This window comes from Lichenicola sp. GTC18331, assembly GCF_055386855.1.
Map to the genome: position 1 here is coordinate 2586544 of NZ_AP045015.1, position 19897 is coordinate 2606440.

19 protein-coding genes and 1 tRNA gene are annotated in these 19897 nt (G+C 66.6%); 13 read left to right on the forward strand and 7 right to left on the reverse strand.

The window, feature by feature from the left end; translation table 11 throughout:
* The first annotated feature begins 70 nt into the window (after positions 1-70).
* From ACZ5BM_RS11835 to ACZ5BM_RS11850, 4 genes are all read left to right on the forward strand, one after another.
* Positions 71-343, forward strand: coding sequence for a hypothetical protein (locus ACZ5BM_RS11835; RefSeq protein WP_498908202.1), 273 nt, complete (start codon positions 71-73; stop codon positions 341-343).
* A gap of 127 nt (positions 344-470) precedes the next feature.
* Positions 471-1043 carry a sigma-70 family RNA polymerase sigma factor gene (locus ACZ5BM_RS11840; RefSeq protein ID WP_498908203.1) on the forward strand — a complete coding sequence of 191 codons (573 nt, stop codon included), beginning with the start codon at positions 471-473 and terminating at the stop codon, positions 1041-1043.
* On the forward strand, positions 1028-1741 hold the full coding sequence (locus tag ACZ5BM_RS11845) for an anti-sigma factor (RefSeq protein WP_498908205.1): 714 nt from the start codon (positions 1028-1030) through the stop codon (positions 1739-1741). The genes ACZ5BM_RS11840 and ACZ5BM_RS11845 overlap by 16 nt, the downstream gene beginning before the upstream one ends.
* 49 nt (positions 1742-1790) lie before the next feature.
* The gene (locus tag ACZ5BM_RS11850; protein ID WP_498908207.1) at positions 1791-2330 is read left to right on the forward strand and encodes a CoA pyrophosphatase; all 540 of its coding nucleotides are present in this window, start codon (positions 1791-1793) and stop codon (positions 2328-2330) included.
* Between the two features lie 9 nt (positions 2331-2339).
* Here the strand turns inward: ACZ5BM_RS11850 and ACZ5BM_RS11855 are convergent, their stop codons facing one another.
* Positions 2340-3560, reverse strand: a complete 1221-nt coding sequence (locus ACZ5BM_RS11855; protein ID WP_498908208.1) for a 2-oxoadipate dioxygenase/decarboxylase family protein — start codon at positions 3558-3560, stop codon at positions 2340-2342.
* Between the two features lie 124 nt (positions 3561-3684).
* Between ACZ5BM_RS11855 and ACZ5BM_RS11860 the strand changes: the two genes are divergently transcribed.
* A complete protein-coding gene (locus ACZ5BM_RS11860) occupies positions 3685-4713 on the forward strand; it encodes a hypothetical protein (RefSeq protein ID WP_498908209.1) in 1029 nt (342 codons plus the stop codon).
* Here the strand turns inward: ACZ5BM_RS11860 and ACZ5BM_RS11865 are convergent.
* Entirely contained in the window at positions 4697-5899 is a 1203-nt protein-coding gene (locus tag ACZ5BM_RS11865) for an acyltransferase family protein (protein ID WP_498911605.1), read from the reverse strand. The two genes, ACZ5BM_RS11860 and ACZ5BM_RS11865, sit on opposite strands and share 17 nt — an antisense overlap.
* 65 nt (positions 5900-5964) lie before the next feature.
* On the opposite strand from ACZ5BM_RS11865, the gene ACZ5BM_RS11870 reads away from it, so the two are divergent.
* Positions 5965-6777, forward strand: coding sequence for a methyltransferase domain-containing protein (locus ACZ5BM_RS11870; RefSeq protein WP_498908211.1), 813 nt, complete (start codon positions 5965-5967; stop codon positions 6775-6777).
* Between the two features lie 7 nt (positions 6778-6784).
* Here the strand turns inward: ACZ5BM_RS11870 and ACZ5BM_RS11875 are convergent, their stop codons facing one another.
* Together ACZ5BM_RS11875 and serB are read right to left on the reverse strand one after the other, a co-directional pair.
* On the reverse strand, positions 6785-7597 hold the full coding sequence (locus ACZ5BM_RS11875) for a metallophosphoesterase family protein (protein ID WP_498908212.1): 813 nt from the start codon (positions 7595-7597) through the stop codon (positions 6785-6787).
* The gene (gene serB, locus ACZ5BM_RS11880) at positions 7594-8508 is read right to left on the reverse strand and encodes an HAD family hydrolase (RefSeq protein WP_498908213.1); all 915 of its coding nucleotides are present in this window, start codon (positions 8506-8508) and stop codon (positions 7594-7596) included. The genes ACZ5BM_RS11875 and serB overlap by 4 nt, the downstream gene beginning before the upstream one ends.
* A gap of 135 nt (positions 8509-8643) precedes the next feature.
* On the opposite strand from serB, the gene miaA reads away from it, so the two are divergent.
* From miaA to ACZ5BM_RS11905, 5 genes are all read left to right on the forward strand, one after another.
* Positions 8644-9654, forward strand: coding sequence for a tRNA (adenosine(37)-N6)-dimethylallyltransferase MiaA (miaA, locus tag ACZ5BM_RS11885; RefSeq protein ID WP_498908214.1), 1011 nt, complete (start codon positions 8644-8646; stop codon positions 9652-9654).
* A gap of 87 nt (positions 9655-9741) precedes the next feature.
* Entirely contained in the window at positions 9742-11562 is a 1821-nt protein-coding gene (ilvB, locus tag ACZ5BM_RS11890) for an acetolactate synthase large subunit family protein (RefSeq protein ID WP_498908215.1), read from the forward strand.
* A 151-nt stretch (positions 11563-11713) separates the two neighbouring features.
* Positions 11714-12229: an acetolactate synthase small subunit gene (gene ilvN / locus ACZ5BM_RS11895; protein WP_498908217.1), complete on the forward strand. Its 516-nt coding sequence runs from the start codon at positions 11714-11716 to the stop codon at positions 12227-12229.
* Between the two features lie 31 nt (positions 12230-12260).
* A complete protein-coding gene (ilvC, locus tag ACZ5BM_RS11900; protein ID WP_498908219.1) occupies positions 12261-13280 on the forward strand; it encodes an NADP-dependent ketol-acid reductoisomerase in 1020 nt (339 codons plus the stop codon).
* Between the two features lie 140 nt (positions 13281-13420).
* Positions 13421-15349 carry a hypothetical protein gene (locus ACZ5BM_RS11905; protein WP_498908220.1) on the forward strand — a complete coding sequence of 643 codons (1929 nt, stop codon included), beginning with the start codon at positions 13421-13423 and terminating at the stop codon, positions 15347-15349.
* A 32-nt stretch (positions 15350-15381) separates the two neighbouring features.
* On the opposite strand, the gene ACZ5BM_RS11910 is transcribed toward ACZ5BM_RS11905, so the two are convergent.
* From ACZ5BM_RS11910 to ACZ5BM_RS11920, 3 genes are read right to left on the reverse strand one after another with little or no spacing between them, the layout of a single operon-like run.
* Positions 15382-15594: a Trm112 family protein gene (locus ACZ5BM_RS11910; RefSeq protein WP_498908222.1), complete on the reverse strand. Its 213-nt coding sequence runs from the start codon at positions 15592-15594 to the stop codon at positions 15382-15384.
* Positions 15595-15639: 45 nt separating this feature from the next.
* A complete protein-coding gene (locus ACZ5BM_RS11915; protein ID WP_498908223.1) occupies positions 15640-16326 on the reverse strand; it encodes an LON peptidase substrate-binding domain-containing protein in 687 nt (228 codons plus the stop codon).
* A 14-nt stretch (positions 16327-16340) separates the two neighbouring features.
* Positions 16341-17345 carry a tetratricopeptide repeat protein gene (locus ACZ5BM_RS11920; RefSeq protein ID WP_498908226.1) on the reverse strand — a complete coding sequence of 335 codons (1005 nt, stop codon included), beginning with the start codon at positions 17343-17345 and terminating at the stop codon, positions 16341-16343.
* Between the two features lie 172 nt (positions 17346-17517).
* On the opposite strand from ACZ5BM_RS11920, the gene ACZ5BM_RS11925 reads away from it, so the two are divergent.
* Together ACZ5BM_RS11925 and ACZ5BM_RS11930 are read left to right on the forward strand one after the other, a co-directional pair.
* Positions 17518-17592 (forward strand) — tRNA-Gly (locus tag ACZ5BM_RS11925).
* Between the two features lie 265 nt (positions 17593-17857).
* Positions 17858-19801, forward strand: coding sequence for a DUF4365 domain-containing protein (locus ACZ5BM_RS11930; RefSeq protein ID WP_498908227.1), 1944 nt, complete (start codon positions 17858-17860; stop codon positions 19799-19801).
* The last annotated feature ends 96 nt before the right edge of the window (positions 19802-19897 follow it).

The following is a 19897-nucleotide window of genomic DNA, read 5'->3' on the forward strand; positions in this document are numbered from 1 at the left end:
AAACCCTCTGCTATCCTGGGCTCGGCTCCTTCCTGTTCGCGTTGGAGCCAGAACGAAGAGGGAGGATCGAATGGCGGCACGCCGAGGCCTGTTACTGGTCGGCATCGCGGGTGGGCTTCTGGCAGGCTGCGTTTCGCCGCCTCCGCCGGCGCCTCCGCCACGTGTGGTTTATCAGCCGCCGGCCGTGGTGGTCGCGCGTCCGCCGCAGCCGCCCGTGATCGTGGAAACGGTTCCGCCGCCGCCGCCCGCCCATCCGTACTGGGTCTGGCGCCGCGGCAATTGGCACTGGAACGGGTATCGCTGGGTGTGGATCCGCGGTCACTACGTCGAACGGCTCTACTGAGCCTCGGGCGGCGGGTCGCGTTTCCGCGTCCTGCCGCCTCGTCAGGATCGATACCCGTCGACGGTGTCGTCGGTCGCAGCAAAAGTGGATTTCGACGAGAAACGCTTCGGCCGCGATACAGGGATGCGTGTTTGCTGGTATCATGCCGCAGATGATTCGGGATGGGCTTGTCGCGATGGCGGGCGAGGATGTGGCTGCGCTGCTCGACCGGTGCGCCAATGGTGATCAGTCCGCCTTGAAGCGGCTTTACGACACGCAGTCGCCTAGGCTCTACGCCCTGGCGCTTCGGCTTCTGAGCCAACCCGTTCTGGCGGCCGATGCCGTGCACGACGTTTTCCTGCGCATTTGGGAGCGCAGCGAGCGCTTCGATCCCGGCCATGGTGATGCCGCGGCCTGGTTGACCGGTTTGTTGCGTTATCGCGCCTTGTCAGTGTTGCGGCTGCGGGGCCGTGCGGCTGCGCGGCCGCAGATTGCCGAGACCGCCCGACAGGAAGCGGCTTCGGTTCCGATCGACGGGGCGCCGGTCACCGAAGGATGTTTCGGAGCGCTCGACGCTTCGAGCTTGCAAGCGTTGCGTCTGGCTTTTCTCGACGGATACACCTACGCCGAACTGGCGGACACGCTCGACCAGTCACTTGGAACGGTCAAGAGCGGTGTTCGCCGCGCCCTGATCGACTTGAAGACATGTCTGCAGGCATGACCCGGCCGGAAGACGCGCAGGAGCGGCTGATCCTGGCAGGGGATTACGTGCTGGGCACGCTTTCCCCCGACGAGCACGACCGGCTGAAGCACGAAAGCGCCGCTGATCCGGCGCTTCGGGCCGACCTGGCCTTTTGGGAACGGGCGCTGACCGTGCTGTCCGCCGACGTGCCGGTGGTGATGCCGCCGATCGCGCTGTGGAGCCGTATCGAGCGCAGCGTGCATGCGCCCGGCGTACGTGCAGCGGCAATGCCGGTGCGTTCGAACCGCAGCGAGGTGTCGGCTGCGTTCTGGAAGGGCATCACGGCCGTTTCGTTTCTTTTGGCGGCCGGCATCGCCTTCGTGGTGCTGATGGACCACACGCCCATGGCCGTGCCGATGGCGGCCTTGACCAAGCCCGGCGAGCCGGAGCCGGCCTTCGTGGTGGAAACCCGGTCCGACGGCGTGGTGCAGGTGATGCCGCTGCATCCCGGCGATATTCCGTCGGATCGCGATATGGAGCTGTGGTCGCTAGCGGCGGGCGCGACCGTACCGGCGCCGCTGGGTGTGCTGCCGCCGGGTGGGCGTCATCTGCATCGTGCGATGCTGCCGCTGGGCGACAGCAAGCTTCTGGTCACGCTCGAGCCGCGCGGCGGGTCGCCGACCGGAAAACCGACCGGTCCGGTTCTGTTCAGCGGCGCCTTGTCGCTGCCGGATTGACGGCATGGTCGACGTGGTGGCGGATCGGGCCGCCTGGTTGAAGCTTAGATTGACAGTTCTTCCTCGGATCGGCCCCTGGCCCAAGGAGCCGCCGGGAGAGGGGGCGCAACGGGCTGCAGTGTTGGTGCCGATCGTGATGGCGCCGGAACCGTTCGTTCTGTTGACACGGCGTTCGGCGGGTCTGCGGCATCATCCGGGGCAGGTCTCCTTTCCCGGTGGACGGGCCGATCCGGTCGACCGGGATGCGGCGGCGACGGCCTTGCGCGAGGCGAACGAGGAGATCGCGCTCGATCCGGGACCATGCGAAGTGCTGGGCCGCCTGCGGGAAACGACGACATTCAATGGCCGTTTCGTCATCACCCCTGTGGTGGCGCTTCTGCCGGCCGCTGCGCGCTGGCGCGCGTCGGAAGCCGAGGTGGCCGCCGTGTTCGGGCTGCCGCTTTCTGTTCTGCTGGACCCGGATGCGCCACGGCGGATCACCGAGGGACCGCGAGCCGGCTCCTGGATCTGGCCGCATGAGGACGAGGATATCTGGGGCGCGACCGCCCGCATGTTGATGGATCTGGCGCAGATCCTCGCTGCGGACTGATGCTGCGGCTCAGGGAGCTTCGCGTCCCTCGGCCTGGGCGGCATAGAGCGCCATCTCGTCGATCAGCGTCGTCCCGACCGCCTGTTCGAGCGAGGCGCGCGTTCCGGCGGCGAGATCGTCGTCGCGGGCGTCGGAGCCGAGATTGGATCGGAAGATCCCAGCCGCGCTGACGGGCAGGAAATCCTCGTAGAGCAGCGGCGCGCCGGTCTGCGGATCGAAGAAGGCGAGGCCGGCTTCGCGCAAGGCGTCAGCATCGTCGGGCAGGCCGGCGAAGCTGATCGCTTCAGCTTCCGGACGCGGACGGCCTTCGGCGAGTTCGATCCGCAGCCGGTCCAGAGCCGCGTCGTAAATGGCGCGGCCGGTCGACGTGAGGGCCGCACCGCGCTGCTCGATCTCGCCGAAACGGGCTGTGTGGGTGCCGGGGGAATCGCTGAACCGCACCGTTTCGGACAAGGCCTGGAAGCTGGTCTGTCGCAGCAGGATCGGCACGTTGCGTCGCGGCGGCCCTTCGATCACCGCCTTGGGGTTCATGCCCGCCATGCGCATCGCCGCCTGTGCCGCATCGATATCGAGCGTGCGCGGGGTGAGGTGGTTGATGTGCGGCCCGCGGAAACACACCACGTCGGCGACGAGCGGGTGGGCGGCGCGGAGGCGCGCGTAGAGGGGGGCGGACACGGTGGCGCTGTCGTGCCAGCGGAACAGGGACAAAGCTTCGGCGATCAGCGCCGGCGCATCCTCGGCGGCCAGACCGCCTTCGGTTTCTGCACGGGCGAGAAGGGCGTCGAGCCGGTCGCTGCCGAGGCGGCGTGCCTGGAGGATCGCCAGCACTTCTTCGCGCAGAGCGGTATCGGCGATGAGTTCGGGGCGCAGCAGCGAGGTGAAGAGGCGGAACGGGCTCCGATTCAGGTCGGCGATGCGCACCGGGCGGAACGCGGTGGAATGCACCGGCACGCCGGCCGGGGCCAGGTCGTAATAGCCGACCGGCTGCATGCCCATCACCGCGAACAACCGGGCGATCAAACGCAGTTCGGCGGGCGTGCCGACGCGAATGGCACCGTGACGCTCGCTGCCGAGGCGCTGATCGTCGGCGCCGCCAGCCGCGCGGTTGGTGTCGGCCACGATCCGCAGCAGATCGCCGTAGAGCGGGACCTCCTGCCGATACATGGCGGACAGGGCTTGCGAAAAGCGATCGCGCAACAGAACGGGATCGATCGGGTCGGTCTGGGGCATGGCGGTTCGATCCTGGCACGGGCCGCGCGCGGTCGCCAGCGTCGCGGAGGAACCAGACGTTGCAATATGGCTGAAACAAAACCAGCGCAGGATTTGCGGACAGCAGCAGCAGGGAGCGTGCGGATTGCTCAGCGAGACCGATATCGTCGCCGGCTATCAATGGCTCCTGGGACGGTTGCCCGCGATGGACGAGATCGCGCAGTGCCGGGCCCATTTCATCCGCTCCGCCGACGACGTCCGGGCGTTCCAGGATTCGCTCCTGCGATCGGACGAGTTCCGGAATCGCCGTCTGCTGATGCAGCGCGGCCTCGGCGCGTTCCGGCCGGAGCTCGACGGCGACCGGCTGGCCTTCGTGCATATCGAGAAATGTGGCGGCACCACGCTGCACGCCATGCTGTCCACCCAGTTCCCGCCCGAGCGGATCTGCCCGGAACGCGACGCGTCCCTGGGCGACTGGACCATCAACGAACTGGCCGGTTTCAGCTTGTTCTCCGGCCATTTCGATATGGCCTATTGCGCCTCCATTCCCGGCCGCGTGCGCGTGCTGACCATGCTGAGGGAGCCGAAGAAACGCCTGTTCTCGCTCTACCGATTCTGGAAAGCGCATCGTCCGGACCCGGTGCGGGATCGTTTCGTGCTGATCCCGATGGCGCGGGAGATGGATGCGGCAACGTTCTTCGCGCATGATGAGGTGCGCTTCCACACCCTCCTGCGCGACGGCATGACCGGTCAGCTCACGCGCAGCCGGGGAGAGTGGACCATCGGCGCCGGGCACAAGCTGCTCGATCAGCCTGCCGAGACGCTTGCCCGCGCGATCGCGGTGCTCGAAGCCATGGCCGGGTTCGGTATTCTCGAACGGTTCGACGACAGCCGGACTCTGCTGAATGCCCGGCTCGGGCTCGATATGCCCGCCATCGCGCCACGTCAGGTGCTGAGCGAATTGGCCGGCACCGAGGACGCGATCGTCTCGCTGCCGCCGGAGCCGGTCACGCCGGAGGTGGACGCGCTGCTGGATGCGATGACCCAGGTGGACCGGCCGTTCTACCACCACGCCTGTGCCGTGTTCGCGCGACGCATGGCGGAGCTGGACCGGCCGCGCCCGGCGAGACGTCGCCCGATCGTTCGTTTGCCGTCCTTCACCCGGAGATCTTGAGGCCGCCGCGCCGTGTGCCGGGAGCATCGCCGGTCATGCACCGAAGCCAGCGGTCTGCCGGGCGGGACAAACATATCTCGACCAGCCATCCCAGCGCCAAGCTCGCCGCCAGGACCGGGCAGAACCAGATCCAGCCATTCGTGACGTCGCTGCCGCTCCATCGGAACAAGGCCGCACCGGCCAGTACCACGAAGACGTGGCTGAGATAGATCTCGTAGCTCATGCGCCCGAAGGCGCGCAGCCACGCCGTTCCTCGTCGCGCGCGCTGCGCACCCCAGCCCCATTGGAACGCCATCATCAGCATCGCGGTGCCGATTGTGAGCAGCAGCATGAAGTTCTGGTGCAGAAGGTGCGCGATCGCGGATTCCCACCAGAACAAGGCGGCGAGGATCAGCGTTCCCGTCCATCCGAGCAGCGGCGGCAGGATGCGGAAACGGGGCTCAGGCCAACGTGCGACCAGCAGGGCGGCACTGACGCCCGCGGCGATGGCGGCAGCACCCGGCCCGTAATGCTTCTCGCGCCAGATTCCCGGCGCATGTGCCAGGGCGTCCCGGATGAGTGGAAGCGACATGGCAAGCGCGCCGAACAGGAGAAGGGCCGGCAAGCGACTCCGGCCGAGCAGGAAGCAGAGCGGCGGAAAGCAGAGATAGAACGCTTCCTCGATCGACAGGGACCAGAGAACGTCCCATCCGGGCGGCAGATACCCGGTCTGCCCTTCGTACCAGTTCAGGTGCATTAGGAGAGCCGATCGGATGGCGCCGCTCAAAGACTGTTCCGGACCGTCGATGGTGAAGTGCGGTCTGTGGAGAAGGTCGAGAACGGACAGGATCGCCACCAGGACCAGCAGGCAGGGCAGGATTCGCGCGGTCCTGCGCTGGTAGAAGGCGCACCAGTCCGGGTGGGCGAGCGAGCCCCAGCGCTCCAGCGCGTTGCCGGTGATCAGGAAGCCGGACACCACGAAGAACACGAACACGGCCTCGTAGCCGTCCGTGCCCAACCCGATCAGAAGCGGGCGCGGCAGGAACCGCGCCAGGGCCGTGTGATCCAGAGGAATCCGGATCGAAAGATGCGTCAGGATCACGAGCACGATTGATACGCCGCGCACGATGTCGATCCCCGGATTGCGACGGCCGGAACGGGACAGGGGTGTCAGGGGCGGACTCCGGGCGCGTGCAATCGAAAGGATGGTGGAAGTCGACGACGCGATCCAGCGCTTGCATCGCCCGCGGACATCGTTCGATTGTCCGCCCCATGAATAGCACAGGCTTGCCTTTGAGCGTGGGACGCATCGCCTTCGGCGGCGATCCGGACGGATATGCGCGCGGCCGGCCGCCCTATCCGGCTTCGGTGTTCGAAGAGATGGAAAAGGATCATGCGCTGCCCGGCGCTGCGATCGTGGAGATCGGCGCGGGTACGGGGCTGGCGACCGAATCGCTGCTTCGTCGCGGACCCGCGCGGTTGCTGGCGATCGAGCCGGATGCGCGTCTGGCCACGTATCTGCGACGAGGGCTCGGCGCACATCATTCCGAACTCGCCGTCTCCGACGCGAGTTTCGAGGAGGCCGATCTCGCGCCGGAGAGCGCCGATCTGATCGTGTCGGCGACGGCGTTTCATTGGCTCGACCAACCCTCTGCGTTGGCCAAGGCGATGCACGTGCTGAAGCCCGGCGGCTGTTTCGCCATGTTCTGGAACGTGTTCCATGACCGCGAGCAGCCGGACGCGCTGCACGAGGCGTCCGCACCGCTTTGGTGCTTGCTGCCGTCATCGCGTTCGTTTCAGACGCGGGCGTTGCCGTTCGCGCTCGACGAGACGGCGCGTCTGGACGATCTGCGCGCGGCCGGGTTCACACCGGTTCGGTCCTGGTTCGGGCGCTGGCAGACGGAGATGGAAACAGAGGCGGTGCTTGCGCTGACCGCGACCTTCTCCCAGGTGACGCAGGCCGAACCCGCGTTGCGTGAGCGCTTCCTCGGCGAGTTGGAAGAGCTGATGCGGACCCGGTTCGGCGGGCGGGTGGAGCGCCGCTTCACCACGGCGCTGTATCTGGGTCGGAAACCGGGCGTCTAGGGCAACGTCAGCAGGCGTCGGCCAGACGCACCTGGGCCGGACCGCCATCGTTCGAGGCGGCGATCACCAGAACCAGATCTTCCCGAAAAGCCGGGTTGCTGTTGCGCGGACCGGCCGCGTTGGACACGATCCGCGTGCCGTGCGGGCGACGCAGCAGATGGGTGCAATGGGTATGGCCGTGCACCCAGAGATCCACCAGACCGGTATCGGTCAGATGCGACAGGTCGGACGCGGAATTGCCGGCGCACCAGGAGCCGCGCAGATGCTCGGCGATGCAGAGCGGATGCGGCGCGTGATGGGTGACAACCACCACCGGACGAGCGTCGCGCGGGTTCGAAAGCTGCACTTCGAGACAGGCGCGAAGCTGGGAATGCAGCCGCGCCGCATCGCCGTTGGTGAGCGCGCGATGCCCCTCCACCCCGGCGGCGACTTGGATCGGTTCGCCCGCGCGCGCGCCTGGCAGGGTGCGATGGCTGCCCATGCTGCCATCGGTCCAGAGCGTGCCGCCCAGGAACCGCAGCCCGGCGATCTCGACCTCGTCGCCCTCCAGAAGGTGGACGCCCAGGCGTTCCGCTTCCAGGCGGGCCATCGTCAGATCGCCCGGCACCATGCCGTGCCAGTATTCGTGATTGCCCATCACGAACACGGCCGGCTTTCCGTCCGCGAGTTCGGCAACGATGCGCAGAGCCTGCTCCGGGTCGCCCTGGAACACGTCGCCCGCCACCACCAGAACATCGAAATCCGGACGCTCGGGCCGGAAGTTCTGCGGATAATGCGTCGCTTCCAGATGCAGGTCGGACAGGATCCAGAGGCGCGTCATTCGCGGAAATCCGCCGCCCTGTAGCCTTGCGCGAACAGCAGCGCGCGCAGGTCGGCGTGATCGACGCGGTTGCGCGCCTGCGCCGCCACCACCGGCTTGGCGTGGAAGGCGATGCCGAGACCGGCGGCGCCCAGCATGTCGAGATCGTTGGCGCCGTCGCCGACGGCCAGAGTGGCGCCGATCTGCAGGCGTCGGTCCGCCGCCAGCGCGCGCAGCGTGGCGAGCTTGGCGGCGCGGTCCAGGATCGGTTCCTCCACCGCGCCGGTCAGTCGGTCGTCCTCGATCAGCAGACGGTTGGCATGGTGCGAGTCGAAGCCGCAGGCATCCGCGACGCGCTCGGTGAAGACCGTCAAGCCGCCGGAGACCAGGGCCGTCATGGCGTTATGCGCGCGCATGGTGGCGACCAGCGTACGTGCGCCGGGGGTAAGGCGGGTTTCGGCCCAGGTCTCGTCCAGCGCGGCCACGCCGAGGCCGCGCAGCAGGGCGACCCGTTCGCGCAGGGCGCGGTCGAAGGCGATCTCGCCGTTCATGGAGCGGGCGGTGATGGCGGCGACGCGCTCGCCGAGACCGGCGCGGGCGGCCAGATCGTCCAGGGTCTCGTTCTGGACGATCGTGCTGTCCATGTCGGCGACCAGCAGGCCCTTGCGACGTCCGCGCGAGCGGGTGAGCAGAACGTCCACATGCTGGGCGGAGAAGCGTTCGCGGATGCGCGGCAGGGTGCGTTCCGCGCCCGAGAACGCGCCGGACACGGAATCGGGCAAGGGCGGGCAGGGAATATCCACCGCCTCGCCGGGCGACAGCTCGATGGGTTCGGCGCCGGACACCAGCGCGCGCGCTTCCTCAATGACGGTGCGCGACAGCGTCGTGGCCTCTCGCGCCGCGACAAGGGTAAGCACATAGGGAAGCGTCATGGGCGGGGAAACGCGCTCTCGATCGGGAAGACGGCCGAACGGAAGCGGATTCCGGCCAGGGCTGAGGGTGGTGGCAGGGATGGGGATGACGGACAAGCCGAATAAAAGCGGGTCAGAATAGCCATGCGGGCATCCATGCAATCTCCAGGCCCAGACGCCCCGGATACGCCCGAACGGCGCTGCCTGATCGTCGCCGGTCCGACCTGCAGCGGGAAATCCGCGCTGGCGCTCGCTCTGGCCACGCGTCTCGGCGGCACCGTGATCAATGCGGACTCGATGCAGGTCTATGCCGGTCTGCACATTCTGACGGCACGGCCCGATCCGGCCGACGAGGCTCTGGCGCCGCACCGGCTCTACGGCGTGCGGTCCCCGGCCGAGCCCGGCAACGTGGCCTGGTGGCGCGACGCGGCGCTGGCGGCGATGGAGGAAAGCTGGGCGGCGGGGCGTTTGCCGATCCTGTGCGGCGGCACCGGGCTCTATCTGCGCGCGCTGACCGACGGGCTGTCCGCGATCGACGATCCGGGCGAAGCTGCGCGGACGGAAGCGCGCGCCATGCTGGCCGGGATCGGCTCCGCGGCGATGCATGCGCGCCTGGCCGAGGCCGATCCCGAAAGTGCCGCGAAACTGCGCCCTTCGGATGGGCAGCGCATCGCCCGCGCCTGGGAAGTATGGCGCGGCACGGGGCGCGGCATGGCGGAGTGGGCGCGCGTGCCCGGCCTGCCGCCCGCGTCCTGCCGGTTCACCGCGATCCGTTTGGCCCCGCCGCGCCCGCTTCTGCGCGAGGCGATCGCGGCGCGTTTCGCGGGAATGCTGGAGCGTGGCGCGATGGAGGAGGTGCGCGCGCTTCTGGCGCTCGGCCTGTCGCCGGAGCTGCCGGCGATGCGCGCGCATGGCGTTCCGGAGCTGGGCGCGGTTCTGCGCGGCGAAAGCACTCTGGAGGACGCCGCACGCCGGGCGGTGTCGTCGCAAAATCATTACACCAAGCGGCAGGCGACGTGGTTCGCCCACCACCCTCTGGCCGAGGAGGCCAGGACGGTAATTTTAGAGAAGCGCATAGCTGGTATACGGCAAGAAATGCAAAGATTGACCGAGAAACTGATCCCATTCGTTCTCGGTGATGTTGACGCCCCGGACGTGTTTGCCTAGAGCAGCCCGGTCGCGAACCGTTTTCGGCCCCGAAGGCTCGCGCCTGGGGCCCGCAACGGTTGATCAACGCGTCACTGGAGCAGGTTCATGAACGTCGCCGCCGACCCGAAGGATGCCATCCACGCCGACATGCCGGGCACCAGCGCCCTCAATGGCGCGGAAGTGCTTATGCGCGTGCTTCAGGAGCAGGGCGTCGAGGTCGTTTTCGGCTATCCGGGCGGCGCGGTTCTTCCGATCTACGACGCGCTGTTCAAGCAGAATTCGGTGCGCCACATCCTGGTGCGTCACGAGCAGGCCGCCGTGCATGCCGCTGAAGGCTATGCCCGCTCCACCGGTAAGGTGGGCGTGGTGTTGGTGACCTCCGGCCCGGGTGCGACCAATGCCGTCACCGGTCTGGTGGACGCGCTGATGGACTCGATCCCCATCGTCTGCCTGACCGGGCAGGTGCCGACCCACATGATCGGCAACGACGCGTTCCAGGAAGCCGACACGACCGGCATCACCCGTCCGGCCACCAAGCACAACTATCTGGTGAAGCGTCCCGGCGATCTGGCCCGCACGCTGCACGAGGCGTTCTATGTCGCCCGCTCCGGCCGTCCGGGACCGGTGGTGATCGATCTGCCGAAGGACATCATGGTGGGATCGGCGCCGTATGCGTCCGCTTCCTCGGCGCCGCATCGCTCCTATCGTCCCGTGTCGGAACCGGCGCGCGCCGCCGTGGCCGATGCGGTGGCGGCAATGCGACGCGCCCGTCGCCCGCTGTTCTATACCGGCGGCGGCGTGATCAATGCCGGCCCGGCCGCGTCCGAGGCGCTGTGCCGTCTGGTGCGGATGACGGGCTTCCCCTGCACCTCGACCCTGATGGGGCTGGGCGCCTATCCGACCGACGATCCGCTGTTCGTCGGCATGCTCGGCATGCACGGCACCTACGAGGCCAATCTGGCCACTCATGGCTGCGACGTTCTGATCAATATCGGTGCGCGCTTCGACGACCGCGTGACCGGGCGTCTGGATGCGTTCTCGCCCGGCTCCACCAAGATCCATGTCGATATCGACCCGTCCTCGATCAACAAGATCGTGCAGGTGGATATTCCGATCGTCGGCGATGCCGGCCGTGCGATCGCGATGATGATCGAGGAATGGGAGAACGGTTCGGGTTCCGATCGCGAGGCCCTGGCCGGCTGGTGGCGCCAGATCGACGCGTGGCGTTCGATCGACAGCCTCGGCTTCAAGCAGGATCAGGCCGCATCGGCGATCATCAAGCCGCAGCACGCCATCCGCCGTCTGCACGATCTGGCGCTGGAAACCGGACGCGACACCTTCGTGACCACGGAGGTCGGCCAGCACCAGATGTGGGCGGCGACGCATTTCCAGTATCGCAAGCCGAATCGCTGGATGACCTCGGGCGGTCTCGGCACCATGGGCTACGGTCTGCCGGCCGCGGTCGGCGTGCAGGTGGGCAACCCGGATGCGCTGGTGATCGACATCGCCGGCGAGGCGTCGACGCTGATGAACATCCAGGAGCTGGGCACGATCGCCCAGTATCGCCTGCCGGTGAAGCTGTTCATCCTGAACAACCGCTACATGGGCATGGTGCGTCAGTGGCAGGAGCTGCTGCACGGGTCGCGCTATTCGGAAAGCTACAGCGAGGCGCTGCCGGATTTCGTGCGTCTGGCCGAGGCGTTCCATGGCACCGGCATGCGCGCCACCTGCATGGGCGAGCTGGACGACGTGATCCGGGCGATGCTGGCGCATGATGGTCCTGTGGTGGCCGATATCTGCGTGTCGCAGGACGAGAACTGCTACCCGATGATCCCGTCGGGTGCCGCCCATAACGAGATGATCCTCGGCGAAGCGCAGGCGGGGCAGGCGGCGAAGATCACCGAAGAGGGGCTGATGCTCGTCTAGGGGCGTCGCCCCCCCAAACCCCACCAAAGGGCAGTCGCCCTTTGGAAATCCCATTATTTGGGTGTCCAGAGGGCGACCGCCCTTTGGCGGGTCCAGGCCTGGTGCGGAGCACGCTTCGCATGACGCCCTGGCCTTATTCCAGGAACTCCTCATGGCCCGCGTCGAAGAACAACAAGTCACCGCCGTCATCTCCGTTCTGGTGGAGAACGAAAGCGGCGCCCTCGCCCGCGTGATCGGCCTGTTTTCCGGTCGCGGCTACAACATCGAGAGCCTCACCGTGGCGCCGGTGGAGGATGGGGGTGCGCGCTCGCGCATCAACATCGTCACCATGGGCACGCCGATGGTGGTGGAACAGATCAAGGCGCTGCTCTACCGCCTGGTGCCGGTGCACAAGGTGTCCGATCTCACCCAGCTCGGCCCGCACGTCGCGCGCGAGATGGCCTTGATCAAGGTGGTCTGCACCGGCGAGATGCGCTCCGAGGCGCTCCGTATCGCCGACTCGTTCCGGGCCCGCCCGGTGGATACCACCGTGGGCTCCTTCGTGTTCGAGATCACCGGGGCGAGCGAGAAGATCGAGGCGTTCATCGAGCTGATGCGCCCGCTCGGACTGGTGGAGATTTCCCGTACCGGTGTCGCCGCGATCGCCCGCGGCACGCGCACCATCTGACCCAAGAGCTTCAGGACCAAGGAGAAAAACGATGCGCGTGTATTACGATCGCGACGCCGACGTGAACCTGATCAAGACCAAGAAGGTCGCGATCATCGGCTATGGCAGCCAGGGCCACGCCCATGCCAACAACCTCAAGGATAGCGGCGTCACCGAGCTGGTGGTCGGCCTGCGTCCGGGTTCGACCGGCATCGCCAAGGCCGAAGCGGCCGGCATCCGCGTGATGGGCCCGTCCGAGGCCGCCGCCTGGGCCGACGTGGTGATGATCCTCACCCCGGACGAGCTACAGGGCGATCTGTATGCCGAGCATCTGGCGCCGAACCTGAAGCAGGGTGCTGCGCTCGCCTTCGCGCATGGTCTCGCCGTGCATTTCCGCGTCATCGAGCCGCGCCCCGATCTCGACGTGTTCATGATCGCGCCGAAGGGCCCGGGCCACACCGTGCGCTCCGAGTATCAGCGCGGCGGCGGCGTGCCCTGCCTCGTGGCGGTGGCGCAGAACCCGTCCGGCAACGCGCTCGACATCGCCCTGTCGTACGCGTCGGCGGTGGGCGGCGGTCGCGCCGGCATCATCGAGACCTCGTTTAAGGAAGAATGCGAGACCGATCTGTTCGGCGAGCAGGCGGTTCTGTGCGGCGGTCTGGTGGAGCTTATCCGTGCCGGCTTCGAAACGCTGGTCGAGGGTGGCTATGCGCCGGAGATGGCGTATTTCGAGTGCCTGCACGAGGTGAAGCTGATCGTGGACCTGATCTACGAAGGCGGCATCGCCAACATGAACTACTCGATCTCCAACACCGCCGAGTATGGTGAATACGTCACCGGCCCGCGCATCGTCACCGCCGACACCAAGGCCGAGATGAAGCGCGTCCTGACCGACATCCAGGACGGTACCTTCACCCGCAACTGGCTGCTGGAGAACAAGGTCGGTCAGGTCGGCTTCAAGGCCACCCGTGCCCGCCACAACGCGCACCAGATCGAGCAGGTCGGCGAGAAGCTGCGCGCGATGATGCCGTGGATCGGCAAGAACCGTCTGGTGGACAAAACCCGCAACTGAGCGGCGACGCAGAAACGGCCGGGGAGGGAAACGCTCTTCCCGGTCGCGATTCGCGGGGCTCGATGCCGGAAGCGTGATTGAATGCTGGCGTGGCGCGGCTCCGTTTGATAGGGCGTTGGGCGACCAGAACGGGACCCGACATGCTCATCCACGAGATCGACGGCACGCGCATCCTGTTCGAAGACGGCCCCCGCGAGATCGTCGATGGCGACGGGCCGGTCTCGTTCCTGCCTGGTTGGCGTCCGGTTTTGGCTTATTCGGGTTTGTCGCCGGCCATCGTCGTGCCGTTCGCGCATGAGGACGGGGCGGTCGGCACCTGGTTTCTCGATGCGGGAATGCGTCGCGTCGGCGGTGGTCTGGCCGATCTGCCGCCGCAGATCCTGGCGGACATGACGCAAGCGCTGCTGCCGCTTCTCGACGGGATCTGGCAGCAACTCGTGCTGCAGAAGACGCCGGACGCGATGACGGAGGCGCAGCGGGCGTTCTTCGCCCTGCCCGAACATTGCCGCAACGAATTGCTGGACCTGTATCTCGGCACGCTCGATCCCCGCCGCGCACCGTCCGGATTGGATACGGTGGTGCGTCCGCCCTTCGGGCTGGCGGTGCTCGATTGCGGAACCCGGCGCGTGCCTCTGGTGTCCGGCGAGCTGCACTGGCTGTCCGATCCCGGCCTGTTGCAGCGCTTGTTCGGTCGACTGCCGTTGGAAGGGGGTTTGCGTTTCCGCTCCCCCTGCGACGGTGGAGAGATCGTGTGCCGCAAGTCGCTCGTGCTCGACACCGATCTGATCGCCTACAAGCTGTTCGACGAGGGCTGGGATCTGTCGGTGTTTCTGCTGGCCGGCGGCATCTACAACCGCACGCTGGCCCTGTTCTTTCCGGAAGCCAATCTGGTGATCAGCCGGGAGCCGGACTCGTTCGGGGCGTCCTGCCCGGATCTGGTGGCGATGATGCTGCGCCATGTGGTTCGGCACGGGGCGGCCTTGTTCTCCTATCTGGCCGACGATGCTGCCGAGCCGGTGCATTTCTGGCGCGGTCTGGCCGCCCTGCATCTCGGCCATGTGCTCTGGAACGACTACAGCGGCATCGGCCACTTGCTGAACGAGCCCGGCCCTGCGCCGCGCGTGCTGGTGTGCGATGCCGGCATGGTCCCCGAGATGTACGGTCCGCTCGACGCGGTGTTTCCCGCTCTAGAGGGACGGGTGCGTCGCGAGGAATTGCCGCTGATGGCGTTGCTGCCGTCGCTCTATGCCGAGAATGCCCTGCTGTTCCGGACCAGTGCGATGCGCGTCGACCGGGCGCTGCGGGACAGTATTCTGCGGCCGGTTCCCGTGGTGGGCGGCGGATCGACCGTGCTGTTGCTCGGTTTGCGGGTCGAGAACCGCACGACGATCGATCTGCCGGCCTTCTGCACGGCGCTGGTGGCGCATCTGGCAGCCGGGCCGCAGCCGGTCACGCTGGTGGTGGACGGGCACAACAGTCGCGCCGAGGGCGGCACGATCTGGAGCCATGGCGAGTTCGGTGCTGCCGTCACGCCGCTGGAAGAAGAACGGGCGTTGCTGGCGTTGATCCGCGAGCAGGCGGCCGGCACGCAGGTCACGGTAATCGACACGCTCGGTCAGCCGCTTCAGGCGAGTCTGGGCTGGGCCCGTGCAGCGCGGGCCTTCGTCTCGTTCTGGGGTGCAGGCCTCGCCAAGTATCGCTGGGTCTGCAACACGCCGGGTCTGGTGATCACCTCGCGCTGGAATCTCGACAATCTGAACGATCTGCGAATCTACAGCGATCCGGCACAGATGGACGCTCCGACCCCGCTTGCTTTCGTGTCGGCGGAAGCGGTGTCGGACCAGCCGGATACGGCGGTGATGATCCGGCATGGGGGCGCCGAGCTGTCGCCATCGCTCTGGAATTTCAGCCTCGATCTTCCGGCGGTGATGGCCGATTTCGATCGGGAGGTGGCGCCGTTGCTGTATGCGCCGCCCTTGGAGGCGGTTCTGGTGCCGCCGCGGGAAGGGGCGAAGCGTCCCGCCCGCGCGAAGCGGCCCGCCGCCAGACGGACGGCCAAGAAGGCCTGAGGCGAGGGAATCGGCGGTGCGATCCCCGCCATTCAGTCCGCGATGGCGCGGGCTTCGTCCGGCAGCATGATCGGGATGCCGTCGCGGACCGGGAAGGCCAGACCGGCCTTGCGGCTGATCAGCTCGTTCGCGTCGCGATCGTATTGCAGAGGGCCTTTGGTCACGGGACACACCAGGATCTCGAGCAAACGCGGGTCCACGGGAGTGGAGCGGCTGGGGGCGGCGGTGTCGTCGGGCTGGGTCATGCGGGGGTTTTTCTCACGAAACCGATGCGGAGACGAGAGCGGGGATCAGGCGGAATGCTGGCCGCTCTCGTCGTCCTCGTGACCGGCCATTTCCAGAAGGGCGCGCAAGGTGTGGGCGCGTTCGGCCAGGGTGGGGGCCTCCAGGAGCGCCTGTTTCTCCGCAGGCGGGAACGGGCAGATCATGCCCAGCGTCACCAGCAGGGTTTCGTCGTCCATCTGGTCGATCGCATCCCAGCGCGCCTCGAAGCCGCGATGGTGGAAATAACGGCGTAGCGCACCGATCAGGGCGGCACGGTCGAAGGCAACCTCGTCCGGGCGCTCCATGTCGCCTTCGAACCCGTCATACGACACGGACAGGACGCGATAGGGCGTATCGCGCGTGATTTCCTCCAGCGTCCGGAACCGCGCGAGGCCGGTGAGGGTGATGGAAGCGGTGCCGTCCTCGCGCTCGCTGAAGCTGGTGATGCGTCCGACGCAGCCGACGGCGAAGAGGGACGGATCCGCGCCCTCCGCCTCGGCCTCGTCCAGAGGCTGGATCATCCCGATCAGCCGGTCGCCGGCCAGCGCATCCTCCAGCAGGCATTGATAGCGCGGCTCGAAGATGTTGAGCGGAAGCTTGCCCGACGGCAGCAGAACCGCGCCCGGCAGCGGAAACACCGGCAGGTCGCGCGGCAGGGCGGACAGGCGGAGATCCCGCAGCCTGGGCACGCGTCGGAGCGATCGGCTGGCCATGGGGCAGCCTCCTTTTACGAGAACAGCAGCGCCGACATGCGGCGGCGTCCGGCAAGAGTCGCGGGCTCGTCGAAGCCCCAGCTTTCGAAGAAGCGGATCAGCTGCAAACGGGCGGCATCCTCGTTCCAGCTCTGCTCCCTCTTCAGGATCTCCAGCAGGGCGTCCACGGCCTCGGTGCGGCGGTTGGCGGCGTTGAGCGCGGTTGCCAGCTCATAGCGCGCGGCATGGTCGTTCGGGTCGGCGGCGATGCGCGCTTCCAGGCCGCCCATGGCATCGGCCAGCTTGCGGCCTTCCGCGGCCAGGGCGATCGCGGAACGCGCGCCCGAGATCTCCGCATGCTCGGCGATCTTGGCCGGCACCTGTTCCAGAATGCCCAGCGCATCCTCGTCCTGGCCGAGGGCGAGCAGGGCGCGGGCCAGGCCGGCCCAGGCGTCCGGACTTTCCCCGTCCTGTTTCAGCACGGCGGAGAACAGGGCGGCGCCGTCCTCGAAGCGGCCGTCCTCGATCGCCAGCCTGGCTTCGGCCAGAAGATCGGCGGAGGGCATGGAGCCGCCGGCCTGCTTCAGCAACGCCTCCACGAAGCGTTTCAGCTCGGATTCCGGCAGCGCACCCTGGAACACGTCCAGGATCTGCCCCTGCCAGAAGGCGGCCACGGTCGGGACGGACTGCATCGGCAGGCCGATCTGCGCTAGCTGTGACACCAAAGCGCGGTTGGCGTCGATATCGATCTTTACCAGACGGAGACGCCCGCCGGCAGCGCGGACGACCTTCTCCAGGGCGGGGGTGAGCGTCTTGCAGGGGCCGCACCAGGTTGCCCAGAAATCCACCAGCACCGGAACCTGACGGCTGGCCTCGATCACGTCGGCCATGAAATTGTTCTGGTCGCCGTCGATGATGATGTCGGCGTCCGAAGCGGTACCGGCGCCGATCAGGGCGTCGTGGCCGGGTGCCGGGTCGTGACCCGCGCGCGGCCCCGGCCCGGCGTTACGGCTGCTGTCCTGGCCGATGATGTAGTCCATGGATGCTGTTTTCCCCGCTTAGTGCCCGATGCGTGCCGGGCGTCCGTGCTCGTTCTGCTCGTGGGCGTAATGTCGGCGCGCACCCGACCGGGCGCAAGGCGGAGAGAAAAACGCCAAACCCCTCTTGCGCTCCTCCCGGAACCGACATACAAGCCCGCCACCGCACCGGAGCGCGGGCGTAGCTCAGGGGTAGAGCACAACCTTGCCAAGGTTGGGGTCGAGGGTTCGAATCCCTTCGCCCGCTCCAAATTTCCTCAAGGAAATCAGAGCGTTAGAACGGCCCTTCGGGGTCGTTTTGCTGCTTACACGGACCTCGGCCGAAAAATGTAAGCACTATGTAAGCAGTTGGGAGAAAACGCAGGGCGGCTCCAGCGTGCTCTGTCGGGCGAATTCACGGTCTTCCTCCTTCGCGATCAGGAGCGGACTGGCTTCGCCATCGACGTCGGACGTGAAGCCGCGAAGCAGCGGATGCGGGTGGAAGAAGCGAGGCCGAACCTGCAAAATGGCTCGCTATGAGCCACTTCGATGACCTGCCGCGGCGTGAGGGAACCCACGATCTGGAGGAAGCGGCGGTCGTCGCGTTTCAGACGAAGCTCGCGGGAAGCGGCCGCTTTATTTTGCAGGGGGCGGACCGCAAGGACTACGGCACCGATTGCCAGATCGAGGTGATCGCCGACGGGCGGGCGACCAACGCCAGGGTCCATGTTCAGCTCAAGGGGACAGAGCGCGCCCTGAATGCCGACGGATCGCTCAGCGTCGAGGTGCGCCGCACCAACCTGAACTACCTGCTGATGCAGCCCTACAGCATCTATGTCTGCTACCATGTGCCGTCGGGCTCGCTGCTCATCCGTCCCGTCGCCAGCGTTCTTCGGCAATATGAACATGGCGCGAAGCCATGGACCGAGCAGGAATCGCTAACAGTCTCCTTCACTGAAGAACTCACTCTGGAGCGTCTGCGGCAATTGGCGGCGCTCGCCCGAGCCGGGGCCACGTCTTCGCGCGACCGACGGATCGAGCAAACCAGCGCCACTCTGGAGGACCTGCCCAAGCAGATCCTAGCTTCCGCGCCGGACGTCCACATTCCGGAAGATATCGCCCAGGCGCGGGACCTGCTGCGGCTGTTGTATGAAAAGGATGCTGACGACGCGATCAGCAGCGGATTCGACAGGTTTGCCGCCGTACTGGGCGCCGACAGCGATGACATGGGCGTTTGCTACATGGCCGAGATCAATCTCGCCATGGATGGCATGGGCCGTCATCCACACCGAATCGAGGAGGCCATTAGCTTCTTCCGAGCGAGGCTCGACGGCAGCCGCTACCACCTCGCCACTGTACACTACACCATCGGCAACGCTTTCCATGCGCTGCGAGACGAGCAGGAGGCCAAGCTAGCCTTCGAGGCGGCGCTCGCAGATGCTGTACTCGGACATCTCCCCGGGCTTGCGGCTCAAATCCATAAAAATCTTGGTTCAAGTTACGAGCTGCTGGGCGAGCACGAAAAGGCCATCGACCACTATCGCGAAGCGCTACGGTTTGCCCCGGATCTCGCCGAGGCTCATAACGCCCTTGGCAACCACCACGTCCGGCTGGGCCGCTACAAAGACGCCCTGTATCACTTCGACCAAGTCGTCTTCTCAGAGAGAAAGCAGGGTCGAACGTCGGCTGTTGCCGGCTGGCGGGCCAACGTCCTCTTTAACCTCGGTGACGGACAGGCGGCGTTCCGCGAGATCAACGGCCTTGTGAGCCAGGCCGACCGCTATAGTTGGATCTGGCCCTGGTGCGCTCGGTTAGTCGCCGCTTTCGGACGAGCGAGCGTGGAAAACGCCCGGCCAGCGGCCCGCTTCTGGCAGCGCTTCGCCAATGCCCATCCCAGGCACTCCGCAGCGACGCGTGAGCTCCTCATGTCGACCTTTTATCTCCGCGGACAAGGAGAGGAGGTCGGGCAGACTTACAGCGAGTTTCGAGACGAGTTTGACCGCCACATCGTTCATCTCGACGCAGGTGACGCCGCACTGCCATGGGATCGGCTCGGCCATTGGGCCCAGGATGAAGAAGACTGGGAGGAGGCGGAGCGGTGCTTTCGCAAGGCCTATGAATTGGCGGGCGGTGACTACGGCTATTGCCTGGCGATTGCCCTCAAAGAGTTGAAGCGATTCGATGAAAGCGTGCCGCTGCTGCTGGAGCAAGCTCAGATCGTTCAGCCGGACGCCATGAGCTGGTTTCAGTTGGCGGTGGCTTACGCCAACCTCCGTAACTGGCCAGAGGCGATCGACGCCTACGAGAGGGCGCTCAACATCGATCCCGACCATGCGCTGGCTATGATTGACCTCGGTGGCACCCTCTTGAATAGCGGCGATTTCCAGCAGGCGTCTCAGGTGTGGAAAGCTGCTATAGCCCGCTTCCCCAACCACGAGCTTGCCGCCAAGGTTAGACGCGATTTTCCACAGCTTCTTTGAGCGGTTACCCAAGACACATCGCGACGGTCATGGACGTCGACGAACTTTCAAATGCGATTTTCACGGCTCCAGCGTGAAGAGAATGGTCATCGCGAT